At 65.4% G+C, this 20,645-nt stretch carries 18 protein-coding genes; all 18 read right to left on the bottom strand.

Annotated elements, in window-relative coordinates:
* Positions 1 to 11 precede the first annotated feature (11 nt).
* Positions 12 to 425, bottom strand: coding sequence for a curli assembly protein CsgF (locus MFF34_RS11245; RefSeq protein WP_027593461.1), 414 nt, complete (start codon positions 423 to 425; stop codon positions 12 to 14).
* The gene (gene csgE, locus MFF34_RS11240; RefSeq protein ID WP_085272957.1) at positions 422 to 823 is read right to left on the bottom strand and encodes a curli production assembly/transport protein CsgE; all 402 of its coding nucleotides are present in this window, start codon (positions 821 to 823) and stop codon (positions 422 to 424) included. Before csgE ends, MFF34_RS11245 begins: the two co-directional genes overlap by 4 nt.
* Positions 820 to 1,347 carry a type II secretion system protein gene (locus MFF34_RS11235; protein ID WP_027593463.1) on the bottom strand — a complete coding sequence of 176 codons (528 nt, stop codon included), beginning with the start codon at positions 1,345 to 1,347 and terminating at the stop codon, positions 820 to 822. Before MFF34_RS11235 ends, csgE begins: the two co-directional genes overlap by 4 nt.
* Positions 1,322 to 1,696 carry a type II secretion system protein gene (locus MFF34_RS11230; protein ID WP_085272959.1) on the bottom strand — a complete coding sequence of 125 codons (375 nt, stop codon included), beginning with the start codon at positions 1,694 to 1,696 and terminating at the stop codon, positions 1,322 to 1,324. The genes MFF34_RS11235 and MFF34_RS11230 overlap by 26 nt, the downstream gene beginning before the upstream one ends.
* Before the next feature lie 5 nt (positions 1,697 to 1,701).
* The gene (locus MFF34_RS11225; protein WP_033694024.1) at positions 1,702 to 2,175 is read right to left on the bottom strand and encodes a type II secretion system protein; all 474 of its coding nucleotides are present in this window, start codon (positions 2,173 to 2,175) and stop codon (positions 1,702 to 1,704) included.
* Positions 2,172 to 4,037 (bottom strand): secretin N-terminal domain-containing protein, encoded by a 1,866-nt coding sequence (locus tag MFF34_RS11220; protein ID WP_027593466.1) that lies wholly within the window; start codon positions 4,035 to 4,037, stop codon positions 2,172 to 2,174. Before MFF34_RS11220 ends, MFF34_RS11225 begins: the two co-directional genes overlap by 4 nt.
* Positions 4,034 to 4,543 (bottom strand): hypothetical protein, encoded by a 510-nt coding sequence (locus MFF34_RS11215; RefSeq protein ID WP_238213544.1) that lies wholly within the window; start codon positions 4,541 to 4,543, stop codon positions 4,034 to 4,036. The genes MFF34_RS11220 and MFF34_RS11215 overlap by 4 nt, the downstream gene beginning before the upstream one ends.
* A complete protein-coding gene (pilO, locus tag MFF34_RS11210) occupies positions 4,543 to 5,106 on the bottom strand; it encodes a type 4a pilus biogenesis protein PilO (protein WP_027593468.1) in 564 nt (187 codons plus the stop codon). Before pilO ends, MFF34_RS11215 begins: the two co-directional genes overlap by 1 nt.
* Positions 5,093 to 5,635, bottom strand: a complete 543-nt coding sequence (locus MFF34_RS11205) for an FUSC family protein (RefSeq protein ID WP_238213542.1) — start codon at positions 5,633 to 5,635, stop codon at positions 5,093 to 5,095. The genes pilO and MFF34_RS11205 overlap by 14 nt, the downstream gene beginning before the upstream one ends.
* 1 nt (position 5,636) lies before the next feature.
* Positions 5,637 to 6,431, bottom strand: coding sequence for a hypothetical protein (locus MFF34_RS11200; RefSeq protein ID WP_027593470.1), 795 nt, complete (start codon positions 6,429 to 6,431; stop codon positions 5,637 to 5,639).
* Positions 6,412 to 8,082: a GspE/PulE family protein gene (locus MFF34_RS11195; protein ID WP_238213540.1), complete on the bottom strand. Its 1,671-nt coding sequence runs from the start codon at positions 8,080 to 8,082 to the stop codon at positions 6,412 to 6,414. The genes MFF34_RS11200 and MFF34_RS11195 overlap by 20 nt, the downstream gene beginning before the upstream one ends.
* Positions 8,083 to 8,142: 60 nt before the next feature.
* A complete protein-coding gene (locus tag MFF34_RS11190; RefSeq protein ID WP_172960411.1) occupies positions 8,143 to 8,676 on the bottom strand; it encodes a response regulator in 534 nt (177 codons plus the stop codon).
* A gap of 248 nt (positions 8,677 to 8,924) precedes the next feature.
* A complete protein-coding gene (locus tag MFF34_RS11185; RefSeq protein ID WP_238213538.1) occupies positions 8,925 to 9,566 on the bottom strand; it encodes a SurA N-terminal domain-containing protein in 642 nt (213 codons plus the stop codon).
* 12 nt (positions 9,567 to 9,578) lie between these two features.
* The gene (locus MFF34_RS11180) at positions 9,579 to 11,069 is read right to left on the bottom strand and encodes an ABC transporter substrate-binding protein (protein WP_238214409.1); all 1,491 of its coding nucleotides are present in this window, start codon (positions 11,067 to 11,069) and stop codon (positions 9,579 to 9,581) included.
* A 194-nt stretch (positions 11,070 to 11,263) separates the two neighbouring features.
* Positions 11,264 to 11,929, bottom strand: a complete 666-nt coding sequence (locus tag MFF34_RS11175; RefSeq protein WP_027593475.1) for an SCO family protein — start codon at positions 11,927 to 11,929, stop codon at positions 11,264 to 11,266.
* A complete protein-coding gene (locus tag MFF34_RS11170; protein WP_238213536.1) occupies positions 11,926 to 12,618 on the bottom strand; it encodes an SCO family protein in 693 nt (230 codons plus the stop codon). The genes MFF34_RS11175 and MFF34_RS11170 overlap by 4 nt, the downstream gene beginning before the upstream one ends.
* Entirely contained in the window at positions 12,615 to 14,606 is a 1,992-nt protein-coding gene (locus MFF34_RS11165; protein WP_238213534.1) for a cytochrome D1 domain-containing protein, read from the bottom strand. Before MFF34_RS11165 ends, MFF34_RS11170 begins: the two co-directional genes overlap by 4 nt.
* Before the next feature lie 18 nt (positions 14,607 to 14,624).
* Positions 14,625 to 20,492 carry a manganese-oxidizing multicopper oxidase MnxG gene (gene mnxG, locus MFF34_RS11160; RefSeq protein ID WP_238213532.1) on the bottom strand — a complete coding sequence of 1,956 codons (5,868 nt, stop codon included), beginning with the start codon at positions 20,490 to 20,492 and terminating at the stop codon, positions 14,625 to 14,627.
* Positions 20,493 to 20,645: the final 153 nt, after the last annotated feature.

Genomic DNA, 20,645 nt, shown 5'->3' with positions numbered 1-20,645 from the left:
GCCTTCCCCTCTCAGGGGTTCAGGCCGCTGACCTCAATGATCGAAATTTCTCCTGTGGCGCGGTCGGTGACCTTGATGCTCAGCGCCCCTGAATCGTCGATAACGTCGATCAGGAAGGCATCGGTGGCCATGCTTCCGGTGCTGCCATTGCTGATGTTGTCCAGCAGCTGCGACAACATCCGCGACTCCAGCTGATTGCTGAAGCGCTCCAGGGCCGAAGTGCCCGAGAAGGCAGACGCACGGTCCTTGAGGTCGGGGTCGTCGTAGTCGTTCTGCGCCTGGGCGTTGTTCAGCAACCAGGTGCCGTTGAGCGGGTTGCCGCCGAAGGCCGGGTTGACCGGGGTGTACACCAGCTCGGTGGCCTGGGCAGCACAGGCGCTGGCCAGCAGGCAGGCGGCGATGCAACGGGGAATGCGGGTTTTCATAGCTCGTCCCTCTCCAGATCGGTGGTGTCCTGCAGCAGGCGTTGCAACTTGCGTTGGATGATCTGCTGCTTGACCAGGTCGGCGGCCGCGACGGCCTCTTCTTTGAGTTCCGTGGTGTTGGGTGGCAGGAAGCGGCGGTACATCACGTCGCGCTCGAACTCCACGGTGATCAGGCTGCCCCAGCGGGCATCCGGGCGCTCGCGCACTACCAGGTTGAAGTCCAGGCGGCTGGTGGCACGCAGGCGGTCGGCGAAGTAGTAGTAAAAATCGTGGCCGATGTGCGAGATGGTGTTGTCGACGATAAAGCCCATCATCTCGTCCTCTTCAGCCGCCTTCAGCGCGCTGCTCAGCGAGCTCGCCAGCAACAGGCTCAGGCACAGCGCAGCCAGGCGGTTCATGGCGTGTCTCCCGGGCCGGCATGGGGCTGGGCACCGTTGGGGCTGTCGGCGAACGCCTGCTCGGCGACGAACTGCCAGTCGCTGTAATGCTCCAGCCCTTCGAAGCCCGACCACTCGGCGGCAAAGCCACTGCGTTTGAACGGGGTGGCGTCCGAGCGGCTGTGCACGCCGGTGATGCGGCCGTCGATCGAGCGCAGCAGGCCCCAGTCGTCGCTGTTGGTGATCGGGTCCGGGTAGAGCCTGCGGATGTGCCGCTTGGCCTCGGGGAAGCGGTTGTCCTGCAACAGGTCGGCCAGGTCCTGGGGGTACTGGGCCAGCCCCGGCGATGCGCGGTAGTAACTGCGCAGGGCTTGGGCGTACTGGCTGCCGACCCACAGCAACTGGCGCTCGTGGTCGCGCTGGGCGGCACTCGACCAGACTGTCCCGGTGGCGGCCAGGGCCACGCTGCTGACCGCGATCAGCAGCAGCACGCCCAGGTAGGTGAAGCCGGCACAGGCCTTACCATTCAGCATAGAGGCTGCCATCACGCGCCCTCCCTGTAGCGCCGCTTTTGATGTCGGCCACGCCACCGGCCACACCTTCTGGCGGTGGCACCAGTTGCCAGGCATCGCTGCGTTCGGTGATCGGATCCACCGGGGTGTTGCGCAGGTAGCGCAGCTCGACCAGTTGCTCAAGCGAATCGGGGTAGTGCCCGGTGTCGCCGTAGAAGTGGTCCAGCGACTCGCGCAGCACTGCCAGGCTCTGGCGCAGGGTGGCCTCGCGGGAGCTCTCCAGGCTGTTGAAGTAGCGCGGCATGGCGATGGTCATCAGCGTGGCGATAATCGCCATCACCACCAGCAGTTCGATCAGGGTGAAGCCTCGGCTGCGTTTCATGGCCGTCACCATTGCCCGTAGGGGATATTGTTGAGGCCTTTGCCACGGGCCTTGGAATACACGTCGAAGACGTCTTCGCCTTCCCGTGGGCTGTCGGGGCTGCTGTCGTAGGCACGCAGGCCCCAGGCCCCCTCATCGTCCTCCTTGGCCGCCAGCAGCGGGTCGTGGGGGATGCGCCGCAGGAAGTAGAACTTGGCCCCCTTGGCACTGCGCACATCACGCACCCCGTCGACCAACACCTGCAGGTTGGGCGGGTAGCCGCTGGCATCCAGGCGTTTTTCGATGTAGCCGGCGTCAAAGGCGCGCTTGTAGGCATCGATGGCATCGCGGATCTGGTACAGCGCCTCGCGCAGTTGCTGCTCCTTGCCGCGGCGCACCACGGTTTCGGTCAGCGGCGCGGCCATGCTGGCGAGCAGCCCGAGCAGTGCCAGGGTCAGCACCACCTCGATCAGGCTGAAGCCTTGCATGCGGCGTTTCATGGGCGTGGGCTCCCGTTGGCAGGCACCACGGCCATCTGGCTTTCCACTACCGGCGTGTCACCGGACGGCGTATTGCCCGGAACATCGGTTGGCGGCAGCGGCGCCATCTGGCGGACTTGCAGGCTTGACTCGGTGCCGGTGGCGAATTCCATGTCCGATGGGCTCTGGTACGGCAGGTTGCGCACGATGCGCGGGGTGATCGCCAGCACCAGTTCGGACTTGCTCATGTCGTCCTTGTTGCTGCCGAACAGCCGGCCCAGGCCGGGGATGTCGCCCAGGCCGGGGATCTTGTTGCCGCTGGCGTTGTGGTCATTACGCACCAGCCCGGCCAATACCTGGGTTTCGCCGTCGTGCAGGCGCAGGCTGGTCTGGGCATTGCGGGTATCGACCTGAACCGGAATGGTGCCCTGGCGCGTGGCCTCCAGTGGGGTGGCGTTGCTGACCTCCAGTGCAATCTTGATCGCCACTTCGTTGTTAAGGTGCACGGTAGGCTGCACTTCAAGCTTCAGGCCCACGTCCAGGTAGGTGACGCTTTCGGTGATCACTGGGCCCTGGGTCGACGGCACCGAGGTGGCGCTGATGATCGGCACCCGCTGGCCGATGTGGATGCGTGCCTGCTCACGGTTGCTGACGCGGATCACCGGGCTTGCCAGGGTGTTGATGTCCTTGTCCTGGGCGTTGATCTTGGCCTGTGGGGCCGGCGAGATACTGATGCGGCTGGAGTCGATGCCGCGCAACTGGTCCAGCACGCTGACCGGTTTGCCGTCTGAGGTCAGCACGCCGAAGGTGTTGGGCCATTGCAGGCCGAGGTCGAGGATGCGCGAGGTGGCCACCTCCATAACCTCCACTTCCAGCACCACTTCGGGGTTGGACTGGTCCTGGGACTGCAACAGCTTCTCGGCCATGCGCACTGCGTCGGGGCTGTCGCGCATGGTCAAGGTGTTGAGGCGCTCGTCGACGAACACGTCGCGGGTCTTGAGCATGGTCTTGACCATGTTCAGCGCGGTGTTGGCGTCGATGCTGGTCAGGTAGAAGGTGCGCATGACCAGTTCCTGGTAGTCCTTGGCCTTTTGCGGCGAGTCGGGGTAGATCATCAGGGTGTTGTCGTTGACGATCTTCTGGCGCAACTGGTTCTGCTCCAGCAGCAGGGCCACAGCATCCTCGATGCGGACATCGCGGACGAAGATGGTGGCCTTCATGTCCGGGCGCAGGTCTTTGTCGAAGATGAAGTTGATGCCAGCGACCTGGGACAGCACTTCGAAGATGGTCTTCAGGTTGGCATCACGAAACTCCAGGGTGACCGGGCGCTCCAGCTTGCTGCGCAGCTGTGGGAAGGGCTGCGCAGTGCGTGCCTGGACGTTCTCGATGTCGCTGCGCAGGGTCATGCCCTTCTGGTTCTGCGGGTCCAGGCGCAGCACTTCGCGCATGTAGCGCTCGGCACCGAACAGGTCGCCCTGGCGCAGGGCCGCCTGGCCGAGGGCGACACGTTCGTCGAGGGTGCGGATCAGCTCCAGTTGACGGATGCCTTCCTGGGCACGACGGTTGTTGGGCTCGATGCTCAGCACCCGGCCGTAGCCCATGCGCGCACCGGCAAAGTCGTGGCGGATACGGTCGCTGTCGGCCTGGCTCAACAGTGCCTCGACTGCCGCCTGGCGGCCATGGGCCAGGGCGATGTTCAGTTCGGTGTCGCGCGGGTCTTCACGCAGGGCCTCTTCCAGGCGCGCGATGCCGGCTTCGTACTGCCCCTCCTTCATCAGTTCTGCGCTGTCTTCGCGTACCGCACTGGAGCCGCAGCCGGCGATGGCCACGCACAGCGCCAACAGCAGGAACGGAGCAGGCTTGCACAGCTTCGATGACTTCATGGTGCGCTCCCGACAGACAAGGTCTGCGACTGATGCAAAGGCAGGTAGACCAGGCTCAGTTCGTTGGCCGAGACCCGGTCGAGGCGGTAGGTGTCTTCGATGACGTCGCCCTGGCGCACGACGTAGAGTTTTTCGCCGCTCTGCAGAAACACCTGCAGGTCGTCGCGATCGCCCAGGCGGCCGACGAACTGGAAGGGCAGCGCCGGTGCCGTGGGTGCGGCAACCACCACGGGTGCGGCGATGACCGGTTGTTCGGTGACGGTGGCCAGGGCCTTGGGTTTGGTCCAGCGCTGGCTCGGGAACAGGTCGGTGGAGGCCTGTTCTGGCCTGTTCGCGGGCAAGCCCGCTCCCACCGGTTCCATGGCCCCCCCCGAACCTGTGGGAGCCGGCTTGCCGGCGATTGGGGCGTCCTCGACTTGCTGGCCAAACCAATGCCCAGGCGCCCACGCCAGCGCGGCAGAAAGCCCAAGAAACCCGAGCCAGACCAACCCACGTTGAGTATTCATCACGACCTCGACAGGTAGAGGGTCATGCGCAGGCGGGCGTTGAGCTCGCTGTCGCCGATGCGTTTGCGTTGCAGCTCAAGGTCTTCCAGCACCAAGGTCGGCAGCTGGCCAAGCAGGCCCTTGAGGAAGCCGCGGATCTGCGGGTAACTGCCGCGGACCGGCAGCACGATCTGGTAGCGCGCCAACTGGGTTTTCGGGTCGATGCCCAGGGCGTACTCGCCGCGTGCCAGGCTGATGTGCTCGGCACTGGCCAGGTGATACAGGCGCTCGATCAGTTCGCTGGCCTGCGGCTGACCGGGCAGTTGCTGACGCAGGGTGTCGAGGGCCTGCTGCTCGGGCTTGACCGCGATTTTCAGCTCACCGCGCTGCACCCGCCCTACTTGCACACTGGCGTCTGCCTCGCTGGCCCGCAGTTCGCGCACGCTTTGCCATTGCGGCAATACGCCGGCCACTGCCACGCCGACGACCAGCAGGCCAACGGCAACGGCGGCCAGGCCCACCGGGCCGATACGGCGCAGGTGCTCCTGAATGATCAGGCTGCTAAGCGGTTCAGGGGCGCGCATGGCCGGTCTCCCAGGTGGCGGTCAGGGTGAAACGCACCGGGTGCTCCGGCTGGCTCACCATCACCTCGTGATTGAGCAACGAAACATCGCTGAGCTCTGCACTGGCCTCCAGGCGCTGGTGGTACTGCAGCATCGCCTCCAGGTTGCGCGCCTCGGCGGCAATGCGGACCTGGCCCTTGCCGGCGTCCGGGGTCAGGCCAAGCAGCGCCACATCGTCCTGCGGCAGTGCTTCGAGCATGGCGAACAGTTGCTGCCAGGGCCGTTGCAGCTGCTGCGAGACATTGCGCATCTGCGCCAGGCGCTCGGCCTGCTCGCGGCTGGCTGCACTGCTTTGCGGCGCAGCGGTGGCTGGGCGCCGGCCCAGTTGCAGCTCCAGGCTGTGCAGGCGGCCTTCGAGGTCGACTTGCTCGCCCTGCAGGTGGTGTTGCAGCAGCACCAGTGCGGCCACCCCTGCACAGCCCAGGGCCAGCAGCGACCAAGCCAAGGCGCCATTGCGGCGGGGCTGGAATTCCAGGTCGAGGCGGCGCATGTCAGGCCACCGCCCGCCACATGGCGCACAGGGGGTCGGCTTCGCTGGCCGGCTGGCACAGCTGCACCGCTGCCAGTTGCGGCACGTCGCCGCGGCCGGGCGCATGCAGGTAGACCCGTGGCAGATGCTCGCCGTACAGCTCGCAGGTACGCTCAATCAACGCCTGCAGGGCCTGGTCGGTATCGGCACAGCCTTGCGCCAGCACCTGCTGCCAGGCACCGCCAGCAGCCAGCAACAGCACGCTGCGGCGCGGCTCGGCGAGGACGAACAGGAAGTCGCCTTGTGCCAGCTGCGCCGAACAACGGTTGTAGGCCGCCATCAGGTACGGCTGCACCGAGCGCAGGCTCAGGCGGCTTTCCCGGCCCAGCGCCTGCAGCCGTTGCAGCAAGGCCTCAGGCAACGCCGTGGCAATGCGTGCGGCACCTGCCGGCTCCGGCGAGAGGACGATGCGCCAGTCACCCAGCGACTGGCCGTAGAGGTTCTCGAAGCAGGCCCGCGCATAAGCATCCAGCTCGCGTGGATGGCCAATGGCATCGCTCCACGGTACCAGGCAGAAGCGGCTGTAGCGGGCCGACAGCAACACCCGCAATTGGGCGCCGCGTACGGCGTGCTCGGCCAGCAGTGCGCCCAGCGCTTCGACAGCAGCTTCCCAGGCCGGTTGGGCGGCGTCGCAGCTGAATTCGCGGCTGCCCAGCCACTGGTGCTGATTGCCTTTCCAGCAACCCAGGCCAACACCCTCGGCGCCGAGCACGGCACAGTATTTATGAGCAGCACGATCACGCAATGAATGTGACACGGTTGATCTCCTCAAGGGTGGTGCGGCCGTCACGGACCAGGTCCAGGGCCGAGGCCCGCAGCAAGCGCAGGCCGCGCTGGCAGGCGAGTGTCTTGATCTGCGACAGGGGGCGGCGTTCGACGATCATCTGCCGCAAGTCATCGTCCAGGTGCAGCAGCTCGGCGATGGCGCTGCGGCCGCGATACCCGCTGCCGCGGCACTGGCCACAGCCCTGGGCGCGGACGAACGTCCAGCCAGCGACGGCGGCGCGGGTCAGGCCCGAGGCCAGCAGGGTTTCATCGTCCACTTCGCAGGCGCTGGCGCAGTGTGGGCAGGCCAGGCGAATCAGGCGCTGAGCCAGGATGGCGTTGAGCGCCGAGACAAAGCTGTAGGGGTCGACCTGCATCTGGCTGAAGCGGCCGATCACATCGAAGACGTTGTTGGCGTGGATGGTGGTGAACACCAGGTGCCCGGTCAGGGCCGACTGCACGGCGATCTGTGCAGTGTCCGGGTCGCGGATCTCGCCGACCAGGATCTTGTCCGGGTCGTGGCGCAGGATCGAGCGCAGGCCGCGGGCAAAGGTCAGGCCCTTCTTCTCGTTGACTGGGATCTGCAACACGCCGGGCAGTTGATATTCGACCGGGTCTTCGATGGTGATGATCTTGTCAACGCCGTGGTTGATCTCGCTGATCATGGCGTACAGGGTGGTGGTCTTGCCGCTGCCGGTGGGGCCGGTGACCAGGATCATGCCATAGGGTTCGGCGGCCAGCCGGCGCAAGGCACGCAGGGTTTCGTCGGCAAAGCCCAGGGCCTGCAACTGCACGCCGCTCACCTTGTCGGAAAGGTCCTGTTTGTCGAGCACCCGCAGCACGGCGTCTTCGCCAAAGATGCTGGGCATGATCGAGACCCGGAAGTCGATCTGCCGCTCACCCACGGCGACCTTGAAACGGCCGTCCTGGGGCACGCGTTTCTCGCCGATGTCGAGCTCGGCCATGACCTTGATGCGCGAGATCACCTGGTCGGCGAAGGCGCTGCCGCTGGCCTTGCCGGCGCCGTTGAGCACACCGTCGATACGGTACTTGATGGTCAGGCCCTGGCCGGTCATGCCCAGGTGAATGTCGCTGGCGTGCAGTTTGAGGGCGTCGTAGAGGGTCGAGTTGACCAGCTTGACCACGCGGCTCTGGTCTTCGCTGATGCTGGTCAGCGACAGCCGTTGCAGCGGGTCGCTTTCGCTGCTGGCATCACTGTCGTGATCAAGCGCATCGACCGCGTGGAAGCTTTCTTCATGGCGGGCCAGAAACGTCGCCAGCTCGGCGGCGTGCGCCAGGTACAGCGGCGCGCCTTGCAGCACATCGTCGATCCAGGCCAGGCGCGCAGGGTCGAAGGGGTCGGCGAACACACCCAGCAGTTCGCCACCCTGCTCGATCAGCACGAACTCGCGTTTCAGGCACTGGGCCAGGCTGACCTTGTCGAAGCGGGGGGTGCTGGCCAGCAGCGCCTGGCTGTGCAGCACGGGATAATGCAGGGTGATGCCGAGGCGGCGGGTGAAGGTGTCCGGGGTGTCGTTAGCCAGGCGCTCCAGGCAATTGAGCAGGCGTTCGTCACTGGCTTGCAAACGGGCCTGGGCCAGCAGCTCGCGTGTAAAACCGACAATCTCGAGTACTTCGGGCATGGCCTGCGACTCCGCTCAGGGGCGCGTCGCAGGCTGGCTCAGCCAGGGCAGCGGGCGCCGCTATTCCCCTGTGAGCAGTTGTTCGTCATCCGGACCTGGGGGCTTGGCGCCATTACGGCGGCGGTCGGCCAGTACCCAGCTACCATCGTACAACTGCAGGGGGAACGATTCGTTCCTGGTCTGGCGTCGTTCGACGAACCCTTCTGCCGGGTTGTCCGTGGCCCTGCGCCGGCGCTCGATGCCCATCAGGTCGAGGATCGCGCGCGCCAGTTCCGCTAACGGGAACGGTTTGAACAGGACATGGGTCACGCCAAGTTCGGCGGCTCGCTCACGGACCTCGGCGGTCGGGTGGGCGGTGATCAGCACGAAGTGGCACTGCCTGTTCTTGCGCACGGTCTCCAGTACCTGAAAACCCTCCATGTCGGGCAAGCGGTAATCCAGCACGATCACTTGCGGTGCCAGGCGTTCAGCCTGCTCGATACCACTGGCACCGTCGTGGGCAACATGAACTTCCAGGCCTTGCGCCTGCAAATACGCCTGCAGGTTCTGCGCAAGAGTCTGTTCGTCATCGACTACCAATACTCTGTTCACCAAGGTCGACTCCCAAATACTGCCCGGTTTCCCGGTCTGCGAAGTGCGGCCTTGATAAGGCTTGAGCAGGCTTCGTGCCAGGCGTGAATAGTCATGCTGCACCACTGTAAGTCGTTGATCTGGCAAGGATGCCCGAAAACATCCCAGGCGCAGCGAGCAGGCGAGCTCGCCCGGTTCCCCACATCCGGGGGACCTGATGGCACTTTGCCAAGTCTTTATTCCCCAGCTTTGGGGAAACGCCATCGGGGCCTTCAGTCGGCGATTTCCACTTTAGCGGATTCGCGCAAACGTTGGCGCACAGCTTGCCGCGCTTGCGCCTGCAATTGCCCGATGAGCGAGGCCCTGGCCAAGACCAGGCCCTGTTCACGTATGACAGAAGGGTTATCACTTTGGTTCTGCGCTCCTTGCAGTCTTTGTCGATTGGCCATGTAAAAGGCCTCCACCTCGGCCTGGCTGGGCGCGTCGACCGCGCTGAGCTGGGCATACACCCGCTGGGCAGCCAGCTCGCGGCGGGTGTAATCAGCGTACTCTGCCCTATCAAAGCCTGCCTGCGCCAGACGCCTTTCAAACACTGTCGGACTGCCAAACGCCGCCTCCACTTCACCAACCTGGGCAGACACCTGTTCATCACTGATGCCAATGCCCTGGCGTTGGGCCTCCTGCCACAGCAGCTCCTTGTCGATCAGCTCGTCCAAGGCCTGGTCGCGCAGGCGCTTGTACAAGGTCGGGTTGCGGATGCTGGCCACCGCGCGGCCCTGGGCTTCGAGGTACTCCGTGAAGTAGCGCTCAAGGCGCATCACATCGATCTCGACACCGTTTACCCGCGCGGCCGGCACATCGGCCCAACTCACCTTGGCGACCAGCAGCAACAGGCACAGCAATAGGGTACGCATGGCAACCTCCGCTCAAGGGGTGTCCGGCACTGGCCGGTACGGGGTGACCGAGGTGAAGCGCGGCCCGGGCAAGGCCACCGCCACCACGTGGGCACCGGCCATGCCCTGCCGGCGACCGGGGCCGAAGCCCAGGGCTGGCGTGAGGCCGGTAGTGACGTCGTGCAGGCCCTCCAGGGCCGTGATCAGTTGCTCGCGGCTGGCATCTCGGCCAATCTGTTTAAGGGCCTCTGTCAGCAAGCGCAGGGCGCACAGGGTGTTGACCTGCAAGGACGCCTGACGCGGGTCCAGTCCCTGGCGTTGTTGCAGCCCGGCGAGGGTCGCCAGGCCCTGCTCGGTCCAGTCTTCGGGCACGAATGGGTAGGCAAGGTAGACGCGCTGCGACCACTGCGCAGGCAAGTTCGCCACGGCCCCGACCACTTGGCTGGACGCAGCAAACAGGTATGGCTGGCGGCCTGTCGCCTGCAACGCGGCAGCCAACTCGGCAAAGGCCTGGGCGCGGCCAACGAAGACGATGCCCTGGCCGTCCACCGCCTGGCCATCGAAGGGCTGCAGGGCGCCGGGGGCCCAGCCTTGCTGCACAAGCTGTTCACGCACCTGCTCGGCCAGCGGCGCTTGCTCGTCACCGGCATACACCACACGCAAGCCATCTGGGGCGAGGCCCAAGGTGTCACGGGCGTGGCCGGCAAGGCTCAGCAGTTGCGCAGGCAAGCCCGGCAGCGGGTCGAAGATCTGCGCACTGCCGCCACTGCGCGGGGTGCTGCCGATCAGCGGCACGTTCTGCTGCGCTAACACAGCGGTCAGGCGCTGGTCGAGCATGGGTGCCAGGGGGGTGATCAGGCTGAACACCTGCTCCTTGTCCAGCAGTTGGCGAAGGGCCTGCTCGGCGCTGTCGGCGTCGCTGCCAGGGTCGAGCACCACCAGTTCCAGGCGCCGCCCGTGCACACCGCCTTGCTGGTTGAGTTGCGCCAGGCCGTCTTCCAGTACTGCGCGCACCACGTGCCCTGCTTCGGCCAGCGGCCCGGAGCCCGGCAGCAAGGTGCCCAGGCGCAGCACGCCCTCCTCCACGCCCGGGTCGCGCTCATCGGCCAGGCGTTTAAGGTAGGCGGTGAGGTTGCGCTGGTCGGCCAGGGTCAAATCGAAACGCGGCATGGCGGCGTCCAGGCGATTGCCGGCAGGGTCCACCCCCTGCTGGATCGCCCTGGCCAGGCTGGCGTCGGTGTAACGCGGGTAACTGCGGCCATTGGCCTGCCGCTCGCCCTGGCCCAGGGCCAGTCGTTGCCAGTCGAGGCTCGGCGGGCGAACACCGCCTTCGGCGCGGCCGCGGCCGTCGGCGCCGTGACAGCTTGCACAGGGTAAGACGCTGGCAGGGACGCTCATGTCGCTGGAGCCGACGCGTGCCAGCAATTGTGCGTCGCTGCTCGACTGGCCTTCGCGGTACAGGCGTTTACCGGCCTGTTCATTGGCAGTGAGATCGAGGGCCAGCGCTGAAGCAAAGGGTGCCAGGCCGAGGAGTAATGCCAAGCAGATCGAAAGGCCTGCGCAATTCCCTGTGGGAGCGGCCTTGTGTCGCGATAGGAGCGCGTAGCGCTCCCAGCTTTCTGGGTCACAGCAGCTATTGCAGGGGCTGCCAGGCAGCCCTTTCGCGACGCAAGGCCGCTCCCACAGAAGCCGCACCCACAGGGATCGCGCCATGGCAATCACCGCCCTGCCAAGGGCTGGGCCAGCAGCTGCATGCGCTGCGCGATCGCCATCGGGGGCGCATCGGGTCGGATCTTGCTCCAGCGCTTGCCTGCCACGTCACCGGCAATCAGCTGCGTGGAATGCTGTTCGGGGCTGGGCAGAAACTGGCCGATGCGGCCCAGGACCAGGTCGACACTGGCCTTGTCGCCAGTCAGGAACAGCCAGTTGGGGCCGTCCACGCCCTGCTTCTCGGCAAAGGCCTTGAGCGCCGCCGGGGTGTCGTTGAGCGGGTCGCTGCTGATCGAGACGAACGTCACCTGCCCGGCCAGCGCCGGCCCCATGGCCTCGCGTACCTCCCGCAGCTTGCGGGTGATCAGCGGGCAGGCGTCGGTGCAGTGGGTGAAGATGACGTTAAGCATCACCACCTTGTCCTTGAGCACATCGCTGTAGAAGCGCAGATCGCGGCCATTCTGGTCCTTGAGCACGGTGTCGGTGAACCAGGTCTGGGCATCGCGGGTGCCGCCGCCGCTGGTCATCGCCTGGGGCGCTGCCTGCGGCTCGGGCGCCTGCTGGGCATGGCCTTCATGGGCCAATGCGACCGAGGCAAGAATCCACAGGCAACCGCCCAGTACCAGCCAGTCGAGACCGCGCATGCCGGCGCGGCGGGAGATCAGATGGCTCATGGTTGCACCTCGTTATGGTCGCCGGTGTGGTCGGCATGGTGTTCGGCGATGGCCGTGCTCTTGGCATGCACCCGGCGGGCGCTGAGGCGGTTGATTTCCGCGACCAGTACCGCCGGGTCGGTGAAGCCGTAGTAGCGGGTCCAGTGGCCGCTGCGGCCATCGCCCACCAGAATCAGCGGCGGGTGCTGGTTGAGGTCGGCACTGAAGCTGCCCAGGCCTTTGAGGGTTTCGGTGATGGCGTACGACGTACCGGTCAGCCAGCTCCAGCCCGGCCCTTTCTGGAAGGCCTTGGCGTAGCTCTGCAAGCGCTTGGAATCATCGCGCTGGGGGTCGACGCTGATCGACACCAGGTGGATTTCTTCACCCACACGGCCGCCCAACTGCTGCTGGACCTTGCCCATGATCGACGACACCACCGGGCACACCGTGGTGCAGCTGGTGTAGATGAAGCCCATCACCACCAGGTGATCGCCGACCAGGTCCTTCTCCAGGCGCACGGGCATGCCGTCCTGGTCCAGCAGCGAGACATCGGCAAAGCGCACACTGGCTTTCTCCTGTCGCGCGGCGGGCGGTTGCTCGGCATGGCCGCTGTGGTCATGCCCGGCATGGGCCAGGGCCAGGTTGCTGGACAACAACAGGGGCAGCGCCAGGCTCAGGCCCAGCCGTGTGAAAGCATGCTTGGCGTTCATCGCACACTCCTGGTTTGCATCTGGGAAGCGTCCCCTTGGGACGCCGTGGAGGCCGAGGCCGGCAGGACGCGCAGGCTGGTGTAATTCTCTTCGGCAAACTTGCGGCCCAGCGACGGTGACTGCACATGCAGGTACCAGGCGCCGGCTTCAGGCAGGGTCAAGGCCGCCTGGTAGACGCCCTCGCCCACTTCTTCGAGGCGCAGGTTGCGCGGCATCGACGACGGCGCCAGGAAGTAGCGCAGGCTCAGGTCGTTAAGGCCCAGGCGCGGTTCACCGTCGTCGCCGACGATGCGCACCCGTGCGGTGAAGGCGCTGTGCTGCGGCAAAGGCTGCTCTAGGCCAAGGAACTCGGCATGCGCGCCCTTGTGCTTGCGGGCATTCGGCGCCTCGCCCACATCGGTGCTGAAGCAGTGGATGATTTGCGGCTGGTTGAGCAGGAAGGCCACGTCGAACTTGCCGGCCGCCGGCAGTTTCACCGTCGAGCCGTACACCCCTGGGGCCACCTCGCGCAGGCTGCGGTCGACGACGATGGCGGCGCGGGCCTGGTGGCCGCGGTTGTTGTAGCCCGACATCGGCGCGTTCATGCCCTCGGCGTAGAAGTAGGTGGTGTTGTCCACCGGGTTGACCACAAACACCGAGTTGTCGTCACGCGACACCGATAACCCTTGTGCCAGCGGCAGATCACCGGCTTGGCGCGGCGCGGCAGGGCCGGCGTCGAAGCCCTGGACGATCGGCGAACGCCCTTCCCCAAGGCTGCTCAGGTTGATCATGCTGACCTTGGGCGAGGCCAGGCCGCGGACGTAGGCATAGCCCTTGGTAAAGGTCAGTTGGTAGGGTTCGGCCGCCACCGGGATGCGGTGGATGAGCGTGTCGGTACTGGCATCGATCACCAAGGCTTGGTTCTCCAGGGTGTTGAGCACGATGCCGTAGCGCCCGTCGCTGCTAAAACGCATCGGGCCCAGGCCCTGTTCCGCCGTGACGGTGTGGCGCGGTTGATGGCTGCGGGCGTCGATGACCCGCACCGTGCCTTCTTGGCCGTCGACCACATAGACCGCCTGGGACAGCGCCGAGTAGCTCACCGACAGCGGGTGCGGCCCCACCTCCAGAGTCTTGGCTAGGCGCATTTCAGGGATGTCGATGATGCTCAAGGTGCCGCTGTCGCGATTGCTGACAAAGGCGTAGCGCGATTCGCTGCTGAAGGCGATCTCGTGGTGCCCAGAGCCGGTGGCGAAGGACTTGAGAGTGCTGCGCCCGGGCACGTCGATCACCGTTACCCCGCCCTTGGCCGGGTCGCTGCTGTTGTTGCCCACCCAAAGCCGATGCTGGTCCGGTTGCAGCGCCACCCGCGTCGGTTGGTCGCCGGCATCCAGGTCGGCCACGCGGGTGAAGGTCTCGGTATCGATCACTGATACCTTGCCGCGCTCCGGGATCGACACGAACACTTGCTTGTCGTCGCCGGTGGCCGCCCAGTCCATAGGCCTGCCTGGCAGTTCGATACGGGCCATGGTGCTGGTGACGCCCCCCACCGAAACCGTTGGGTCGATGACCGTCAGGCTGGCGTCCTTGTTCAGCATCAACAGGAAGTAGCTGTTAAGGTCGAGCAATGGCCGGGCACCAATGCTGCTTTTCAGAAACAGCGCCACGCGGGCCTTGCAGCTTTGGTCGCGGTCGCCGACCGGTGCCGACTGGGCCGGGTCGATCCAGGCCCCCGGCGCCATGCCCGACAGCGGCTGGCCGCTGGTCTGGTCGCTGACCTTGAAGCGCACGTTGGCGAAGGCGCCTTCGCGCAGCTCGCCCCCGGCCAGCGGCCGCGCCTCGAACTCCACGGTTACCCCGTCCCGGCTGAGCCGGTGCAGGGCCTGCGGGTCGGCAGGCTCCTGCAGCAGCTCGCGTGGGTCGCACCAGAGCTGCTCATACGCCACGCCCAGGCCGATCAGTGCCACTCCCAGCAGTACCCCCAAGTAAGCAGGGCGAGTCTTCTTGTTCATGCTCGCACTCCCGTGTCGTTATTGTGGCGCAGCCGTTGCGGGCGGCGCTTCGTTGCTGACCCGCAAAATCCCCCACAGCCCCGAGAGGTTGCCGTAGGCGGCATAGTCGCGGAACAGGTAGTCCCCCGGCACCGCGTTGGCACCACCCGCGCTGGGCAGCATGAAGCTGAAGTGCGCCGCTGGCAGTACGCTTTCCTGGGCACCGATGTAGATCGACATCGGGTTGAAGCCGAAGCGCACCGAGCCGATGCCTGGCAGGTTCATCGGGTAACCATCAGCGTCGTTCTTCTCGGCCTGGTAGGCGTGCAGTGGCCACAGGTGCCCGTCCAGCTGGTAGGTGATACCGCGGCTACCACCGCTGGGCATCAGCACATGGCTGCGTGCCGGCTGGCCGGGCTTGGCCCAGAGCACGGGCGTTTGCGGGTCGCCACCAACCAGGGCGTTGCTGTAGGCCATGTGGGCGTTTGGCACATCGGCGAAGCCATTGCCGTCGGCGTGGCCGAACGGTGCGTCCGGCGCCATGCCGAAGCGCAACCACAGCGGTTCGGTTTTGTAGTTCATGGCCATGTTGCCGTTGTCCTTCGGATCGCCCGGCACGCCATTGCCTTCAGTAGCGATACCTTCCACGGGGCGGCCGTCAGCCCAGCGCATGTTCATCGAGCGCTGCCACACCGTGACGAAGTCGCGGTAGTCCGGCTGGCCGCTGACTTTTACCGTGGCCTGGGCACGGCTGGCGGTGTCCTCGGTGAAGGTGGCGGTTTGCGGCAGGATGCTCATGGCGCCCACCAGGCCTTTTTGCGGTTGCTTGATGAAGTCGGACGGGGTCAGGTTCAGGCCGCCGAATTCGATCGCCGTGGTGTTGATGTTGTCCACCGTGCGGCCCAGTTGCAGCACCGGCTTGCCTTCACGTTCCAGGTGCCCGGCGTAGTACTGGTACACCTTGCTCGGGTAGGCACCGCTGTTGCCGGCACGCGGCGGCACGGTCTGCACCGGGTTGAGGCCGACGTTGGCACCATCGGACTTGGTGATGTCGTAGGCCAGCAACTGCGCGTGCAGGCCAACATGGCTGGACGGCCGCATCAGGTTGTTGTTGAACGCTGTGGAGCCTTCGCTGCCATTACGGTCACGCTTGACCACGTTCTGCATCACGGCCGTGCTTGGCAGGTCGGGCATCACCAGCGGCAGGCGGTTTTCCAGGGTGATGCTGATGCAGTCGCCGGCGTTGGCGCGCAGCACCAGGGGCTCTACCGGCACGCCGGGTTTGAGCTTGCCAGTGGTCGCGTCCAGGTCTGCCTTGCGCACATACAGCACCGCGGTCGGGTCGTGCAGTGGTGCGCTGTGGCCGCCAACGGTGAAGGTGGTGCCGTCCTCCTCATCCACCACGGTCACCTGCGGGATGCTGGTCTTGCGGCTGTTGAACACCAGCGTGCCACCGCCAGGCTTGAGCGGCCCACCGACATGCTGGCCGACGCCGGCCGGGTCGGTGATGCTGACCCCGTGGCGGTTCTCCAGAATGTCGTTGGCCAGTGCGGCAACGATCTCGTAGCTGCGCTTGACCGTGGCGCGGGTACCAATGCCATTGGCGTTGCTGGTGGTTTTTGGGCAGATGCCATCAAAGTTTACGGTGTTGCGCATGGCCACCGGCTGCGGGTTGTTCGACAGCGGGAACAGGTCCGGGCGCAAGGTGGTGTAGTTGCGCATGATGCCCCAGATGCCGTTCCAGTAGCCTTCCAGTGCCGCGTCCAGCGAGTACAAGTAGTCGCCATTGGTGGCCGCAGAGCTGGAAATCATCGACACCGGCGCCATGAAGCCCAGCTGCTCGGAGATGCCGATCATCTGCGATGCCTTCCACCCCGAGTTGGAGCTGCTGCCGAAGCCCGAGCCATTCTGCAGCCACTTGACGCCGTGCAGCGTGACGTTGTGCTCCTCTTCATGGCCACCGGCATGCATGCGCAAGCGCACGTTGTCACCCGAGTAGGTGCGCAGCAGCGGCGTGAACGGGTCACCGGGCTCACTACCGGCGGTGTTGATGTGTGGTGGGAACACCGTAGTGCCACCGGTTGGGCCGACCGCCGAAGTGATCGCCGAGGGCGCCATGTTCATCGCTGGGATGGCGCGGTCGGTGCGGCTCTGCAAGGCATAGCTCAGGTCACCGCCCAGGCCGTCGGCCTGCATGCCGCGCTTGCCGTCCGGGGCCACTTTGTTGGGGTCGAACACGCGCAGGGCCAGCGGTTCGTTACGGTAGTTGACGACGAACATGCCTGGGTCATCCACCGAAATGGCTTGTGGGCACGGCCGGCTTGGGCAGCCAGGGCTCAGGCCACCGCGCGACTCGACCACCGATTCGAGCAGCGACGAGGCTTTCTGCCGTACCGGTGGGTTGATGGCGTAGCGGAAGCTGTCGGCCGTGGCCGGGTACGACTGGCCATTGGGAATACCGTCCGGCCCCGCGCCCACGTACACGCCGGCTTCATAGGCATGCTGGAAGTCGCTGTACTCGAGGAAGAACTCACGGTAGCTGTCGTTTTTGCCGTCGCCATCGTGGTCACCGGTCTTGATCACTGCTTGCCACGAGGTTGGCCCACCGTCCTGACGCGCAGCCGGGTTGTACAGCTGCTCGCCGGTTTCGGCGTGGTACCAGGTGGAGCCGGCAGGTTCGGCCAGTACCGTGGCGTACAGGCCCAGTTGCTGGTGGGTCGATGGGCCAAGGTGGTCGTGGGTGAAGATGGTGCCCAGGCCGCGGTCGACGTTGTGCACGTTAACCACAGGGTCGGCGAACCAACGCTGCATGGCGGTACGCGCGCCCAGCCAGTCGGCCCGGCCAAAGCGCCCGAAGTACGGGTGCTGCTTGGCGCTTGGGCAGGCGGCGGTGCCGTCTCGGCTATCGCCTTCGGTGCAACCGTTGTAGGCGCGAATGGCATGCACGCGCTCGACCACGCTGCCGGGCGAAAGAATGCCGTCCTCGTAGTTCCAGCCGTTGGCCGAACCGTCGGCCGCGGTGAGGTCCCACTTGGGCAGGTGGATGTGCTGGCCAATCACGTCGGTTGGGGTGCGCACCTGGTAGTCGTCCATCTCATAAATGGACGGGATCAGGTTGGTGTGCTGGTACATGGTGCAATCGAAGGTGTTCATGCGCATCACCAGCGGCTCGGGTGGGCGCTGCTTGGTGATCACTGGCCAGGCGTCTTCCCAGAGGGCAATGATGCGCGCCTGCGGGAAGTGGTAGCCCACTTTGTTGTAGACCGCATCGAACTGAATGTTGGCGCCTTTGTAGATGCGCGGGCGGTCGGCGGTAAAGGCAGACGCACCCCGGAAGCTCATGCCGGTCAAGCTTTCACCGCTGGCGAACTCGCCTATGCCCGAGGTCTGGGTGAGGCGCTTGCCGCGGTCGTCCATGCACGGCTCAAAGAACGGTGCCCCGGCCGTCGGCAAGGCGCCATTGGTGCGGAAGTTGCGCGCCACCGGCTGGCTGCCCGGCATCAGCGCATAGCTGGGGTGCTCAGCCTTGGCGTGAAACTTCATGGCCGCCTGTTCGACTTCGGTGCCCTCTTCCGGCAGGTAGATCGGCTTGGCTTTGTGCACCACCTTGGAGAAATCCAGCTTGGTGGTGGTGGTCAATGCTTCGCCACCGGCCGAGATGCCATCCAGCGCGTGCCGGCCCAGGCCACCATCCCAGCCATCGACCTGGTTGGGGTCTAGGTTGGCCCACAGGGCATTGCCGCTGTTTTTCAGTTGCTGGGCAAGCGCAGGGTCGAGCATGTCCAGCGGCGGGGTCGGTGGGCGCTGGCCGACGCTGCTTTCCATGCCACCGATCCAGAACGGGTAGCCTGGGTTTTTCAAGGTGCCGTCGGCGTTGCGGTTGGTCTCGCTACGGTCGACCAGGGCCAAGGAGCCGACAGCCTTGGGCGCAGCTGCCCCGTGGCCATGGTCATCGTCGCCCTCTTCTTCCTCTTCATCATCGTCCTGCTCATTTGCGGCCACCCACTGCTCTGCAAGCTTAGGCACCACGACCACCTTGCCCGGCATCGGCGCCATGGCTTTGCCCGGCAGCGGGACGATGGCGGGGATCGGCGTACCGGCAATGATTTCACCGTCCGGCAATGCCCGTGCGCCGACGGCTGGCTTGCCACTGCGCAGGGCAAACGGCGTGCTGTGGAAGCCGTTTGCATCCTGGCCACTGACCTCCAGCCGGGTACCTTCCTCAAACACGTCGTGCACCCGCCACATGGCCCACATGCCTTGGGCGAAGTGCGGGTAGAAATGGCAGTGATAGATGGCATCGCCGGCTACGCGGTTACGGTTGCCAGAGCCGCCGTTGGCGATCTCGTAGGTGTACCCGATGCCCGGGCCGATGCCTTGGGCGTCCACATAATCGGAGTTGTCGTCGTTAGGGTTGAACAGCCACTGGTGGCCGTGCAAGTGGAAGATGTGCTGTTCATGACCATTGTGCGTATTACGGAACTTGGTGAAGTCGCCAATGTAGCTGTGGTGGACGTTGGCCGGCTCCGACGGGTACAGGGCCATGCTGGCCTTGACGCCCACGGCATTGGCCGGTGGGGTTTCGCCGGGGCGGATGTTCTCCAGGCCGACGTTGGCTGGCACGTCCACCAACGTGCCGATATCGCCCACGGTGTGGGCGCTGAGGAAGAACTCCTCGTAGGCGCACGACAGGCAGTCATGCATCGGGCCCACGCCCAGGCGGTTGGCCACAACCTCAGCGCCCATCCCGCCCGAGCCGTAGTTGATCATGAACGAATCGCGGGTCGGCTCCAGCACGTGGCCCATGATCGGGTCGGCCCAGTAGCCGGGGAAGGCCTGGGTGCCGGCCACTTCGTCGGCGAACTGCGAGGCGAAATCACGGAACGCATCCAGCCGGTTGGGCAGCGCCGGGTTGCGCTTGTTAACGCTCTCCAGTGGGTAGGTCGAACGGGGGAAGCTGCCGTCTGGGTTGGGGCCCATGACGATGGCATCGGTCTCGCTGTTGAGAATCTCGTTGCCATCGACCATGGCGATGATCGGCTTGCCGGCCTTGCCTTCGGTGATCCAGGGCTCGGCCTGCGGGTACCGGGCCTGGTAATCGATGACAGGTTGGCCGGTGGGGGTGCGGCCCGTGGTGGCCAGGCGCATTTCTTCTTCGGTCAGGGTGTTGCGGAAGGTGCGCCCGCCTTTGGGCACCACCACCACCTGGCCGAACAAGCCGTTGGCAACGTTGCCGGCACCGCCCTGGCCGCCGAAGGTCGCGCCTTGGCTGGTGGCGGCGAAGGCCCCTTCGCGTTCGGCATACAGCGTGTAACTGCGGGTGTTGCCCGGCGACACCAGGAAGTTGCCGTTGCGGCCGGTGTTGGCGGCGATGTCGCCAATGCTGTTGACGGCTTGCATGCCGTTGACCTGGAAACCTACGTGGCGGTCGCTGACTTGTTCATCCGCAACGAAGTGCTCACCGCCTTCATTCTCGAACTCGGTTTCCGGCCCTTCTTCTTCCTCACCTTCGGCCTCGTTTTCTTCGTGGTCGATACCGTGCTTGTTGGGGTTGGCCTGGTAGGCCAGCAGGTTGGTCAGGTTGACGGTGAGGCAGTCACCGGCAGCGACCCGCAAGACGATTGGCCGTGGGCGTTTGTCCGGGCGCAAGGTGACTTTGCCAGGCACTGCGGCTCCGCCTTTACCAAGCGGGACCTGGTGCTCGTCCACGACATCTTCGCGCAGGGCGAACATCATGCCATTGGCGTTTTGCGCGCCAAGGCGGTTGAACATCAGCGGCTGGTCCAGTGCGACCACATTGGCAACCAGGGTGCGCTGGCACTGCACAGCTGCCTCGCTGGTCGCTTCCCAGCCGAGTAGGGCCAGGACAAGGGATGACAGGACGGGGCCTTTGAGCGGGGTCGACATGCTGCACCTCCGGAACACAGGGTCTCTGCGTGGAGGTTCAGCAAGGTATATGCCAGATGAGAATTGTTATATTTTTTGGTGAGTTACGGCGCGAACCGAAACAGATTGGGGAGGATTCCCCAGCGGTTTTCCCCGATTCGGGGGATGGGGCTG

The organism is Pseudomonas sp. PAGU 2196 (genome assembly GCF_022179005.1).
Lineage (GTDB): Bacteria > Pseudomonadota > Gammaproteobacteria > Pseudomonadales > Pseudomonadaceae > Aquipseudomonas > Aquipseudomonas kermanshahensis.
Note: the sequence above shows the minus strand (reverse complement) of the source record. Positions and strands in the feature narration are given on the sequence as shown.

Coding starts and splice junctions, on each gene's coding strand:
- MFF34_RS11245 (WP_027593461.1), bottom strand. CDS start 425: ATGAAAACCCGCATTCCCCGTTGCATCGCCGCCTGCCTGCTGGCCAGC.
- csgE (WP_085272957.1), bottom strand. CDS start 823: ATGAACCGCCTGGCTGCGCTGTGCCTGAGCCTGTTGCTGGCGAGCTCG.
- MFF34_RS11235 (WP_027593463.1), bottom strand. CDS start 1,347: ATGGCAGCCTCTATGCTGAATGGTAAGGCCTGTGCCGGCTTCACCTAC.
- MFF34_RS11230 (WP_085272959.1), bottom strand. CDS start 1,696: ATGAAACGCAGCCGAGGCTTCACCCTGATCGAACTGCTGGTGGTGATG.
- MFF34_RS11225 (WP_033694024.1), bottom strand. CDS start 2,175: ATGAAACGCCGCATGCAAGGCTTCAGCCTGATCGAGGTGGTGCTGACC.
- MFF34_RS11220 (WP_027593466.1), bottom strand. CDS start 4,037: ATGAAGTCATCGAAGCTGTGCAAGCCTGCTCCGTTCCTGCTGTTGGCG.
- MFF34_RS11215 (WP_238213544.1), bottom strand. CDS start 4,543: ATGAATACTCAACGTGGGTTGGTCTGGCTCGGGTTTCTTGGGCTTTCT.
- pilO (WP_027593468.1), bottom strand. CDS start 5,106: ATGCGCGCCCCTGAACCGCTTAGCAGCCTGATCATTCAGGAGCACCTG.
- MFF34_RS11205 (WP_238213542.1), bottom strand. CDS start 5,635: ATGCGCCGCCTCGACCTGGAATTCCAGCCCCGCCGCAATGGCGCCTTG.
- MFF34_RS11195 (WP_238213540.1), bottom strand. CDS start 8,082: ATGCCCGAAGTACTCGAGATTGTCGGTTTTACACGCGAGCTGCTGGCC.
- MFF34_RS11185 (WP_238213538.1), bottom strand. CDS start 9,566: ATGCGTACCCTATTGCTGTGCCTGTTGCTGCTGGTCGCCAAGGTGAGT.
- MFF34_RS11175 (WP_027593475.1), bottom strand. CDS start 11,929: ATGAGCCATCTGATCTCCCGCCGCGCCGGCATGCGCGGTCTCGACTGG.
- MFF34_RS11170 (WP_238213536.1), bottom strand. CDS start 12,618: ATGAACGCCAAGCATGCTTTCACACGGCTGGGCCTGAGCCTGGCGCTG.
- MFF34_RS11165 (WP_238213534.1), bottom strand. CDS start 14,606: ATGAACAAGAAGACTCGCCCTGCTTACTTGGGGGTACTGCTGGGAGTG.
- mnxG (WP_238213532.1), bottom strand. CDS start 20,492: ATGTCGACCCCGCTCAAAGGCCCCGTCCTGTCATCCCTTGTCCTGGCC.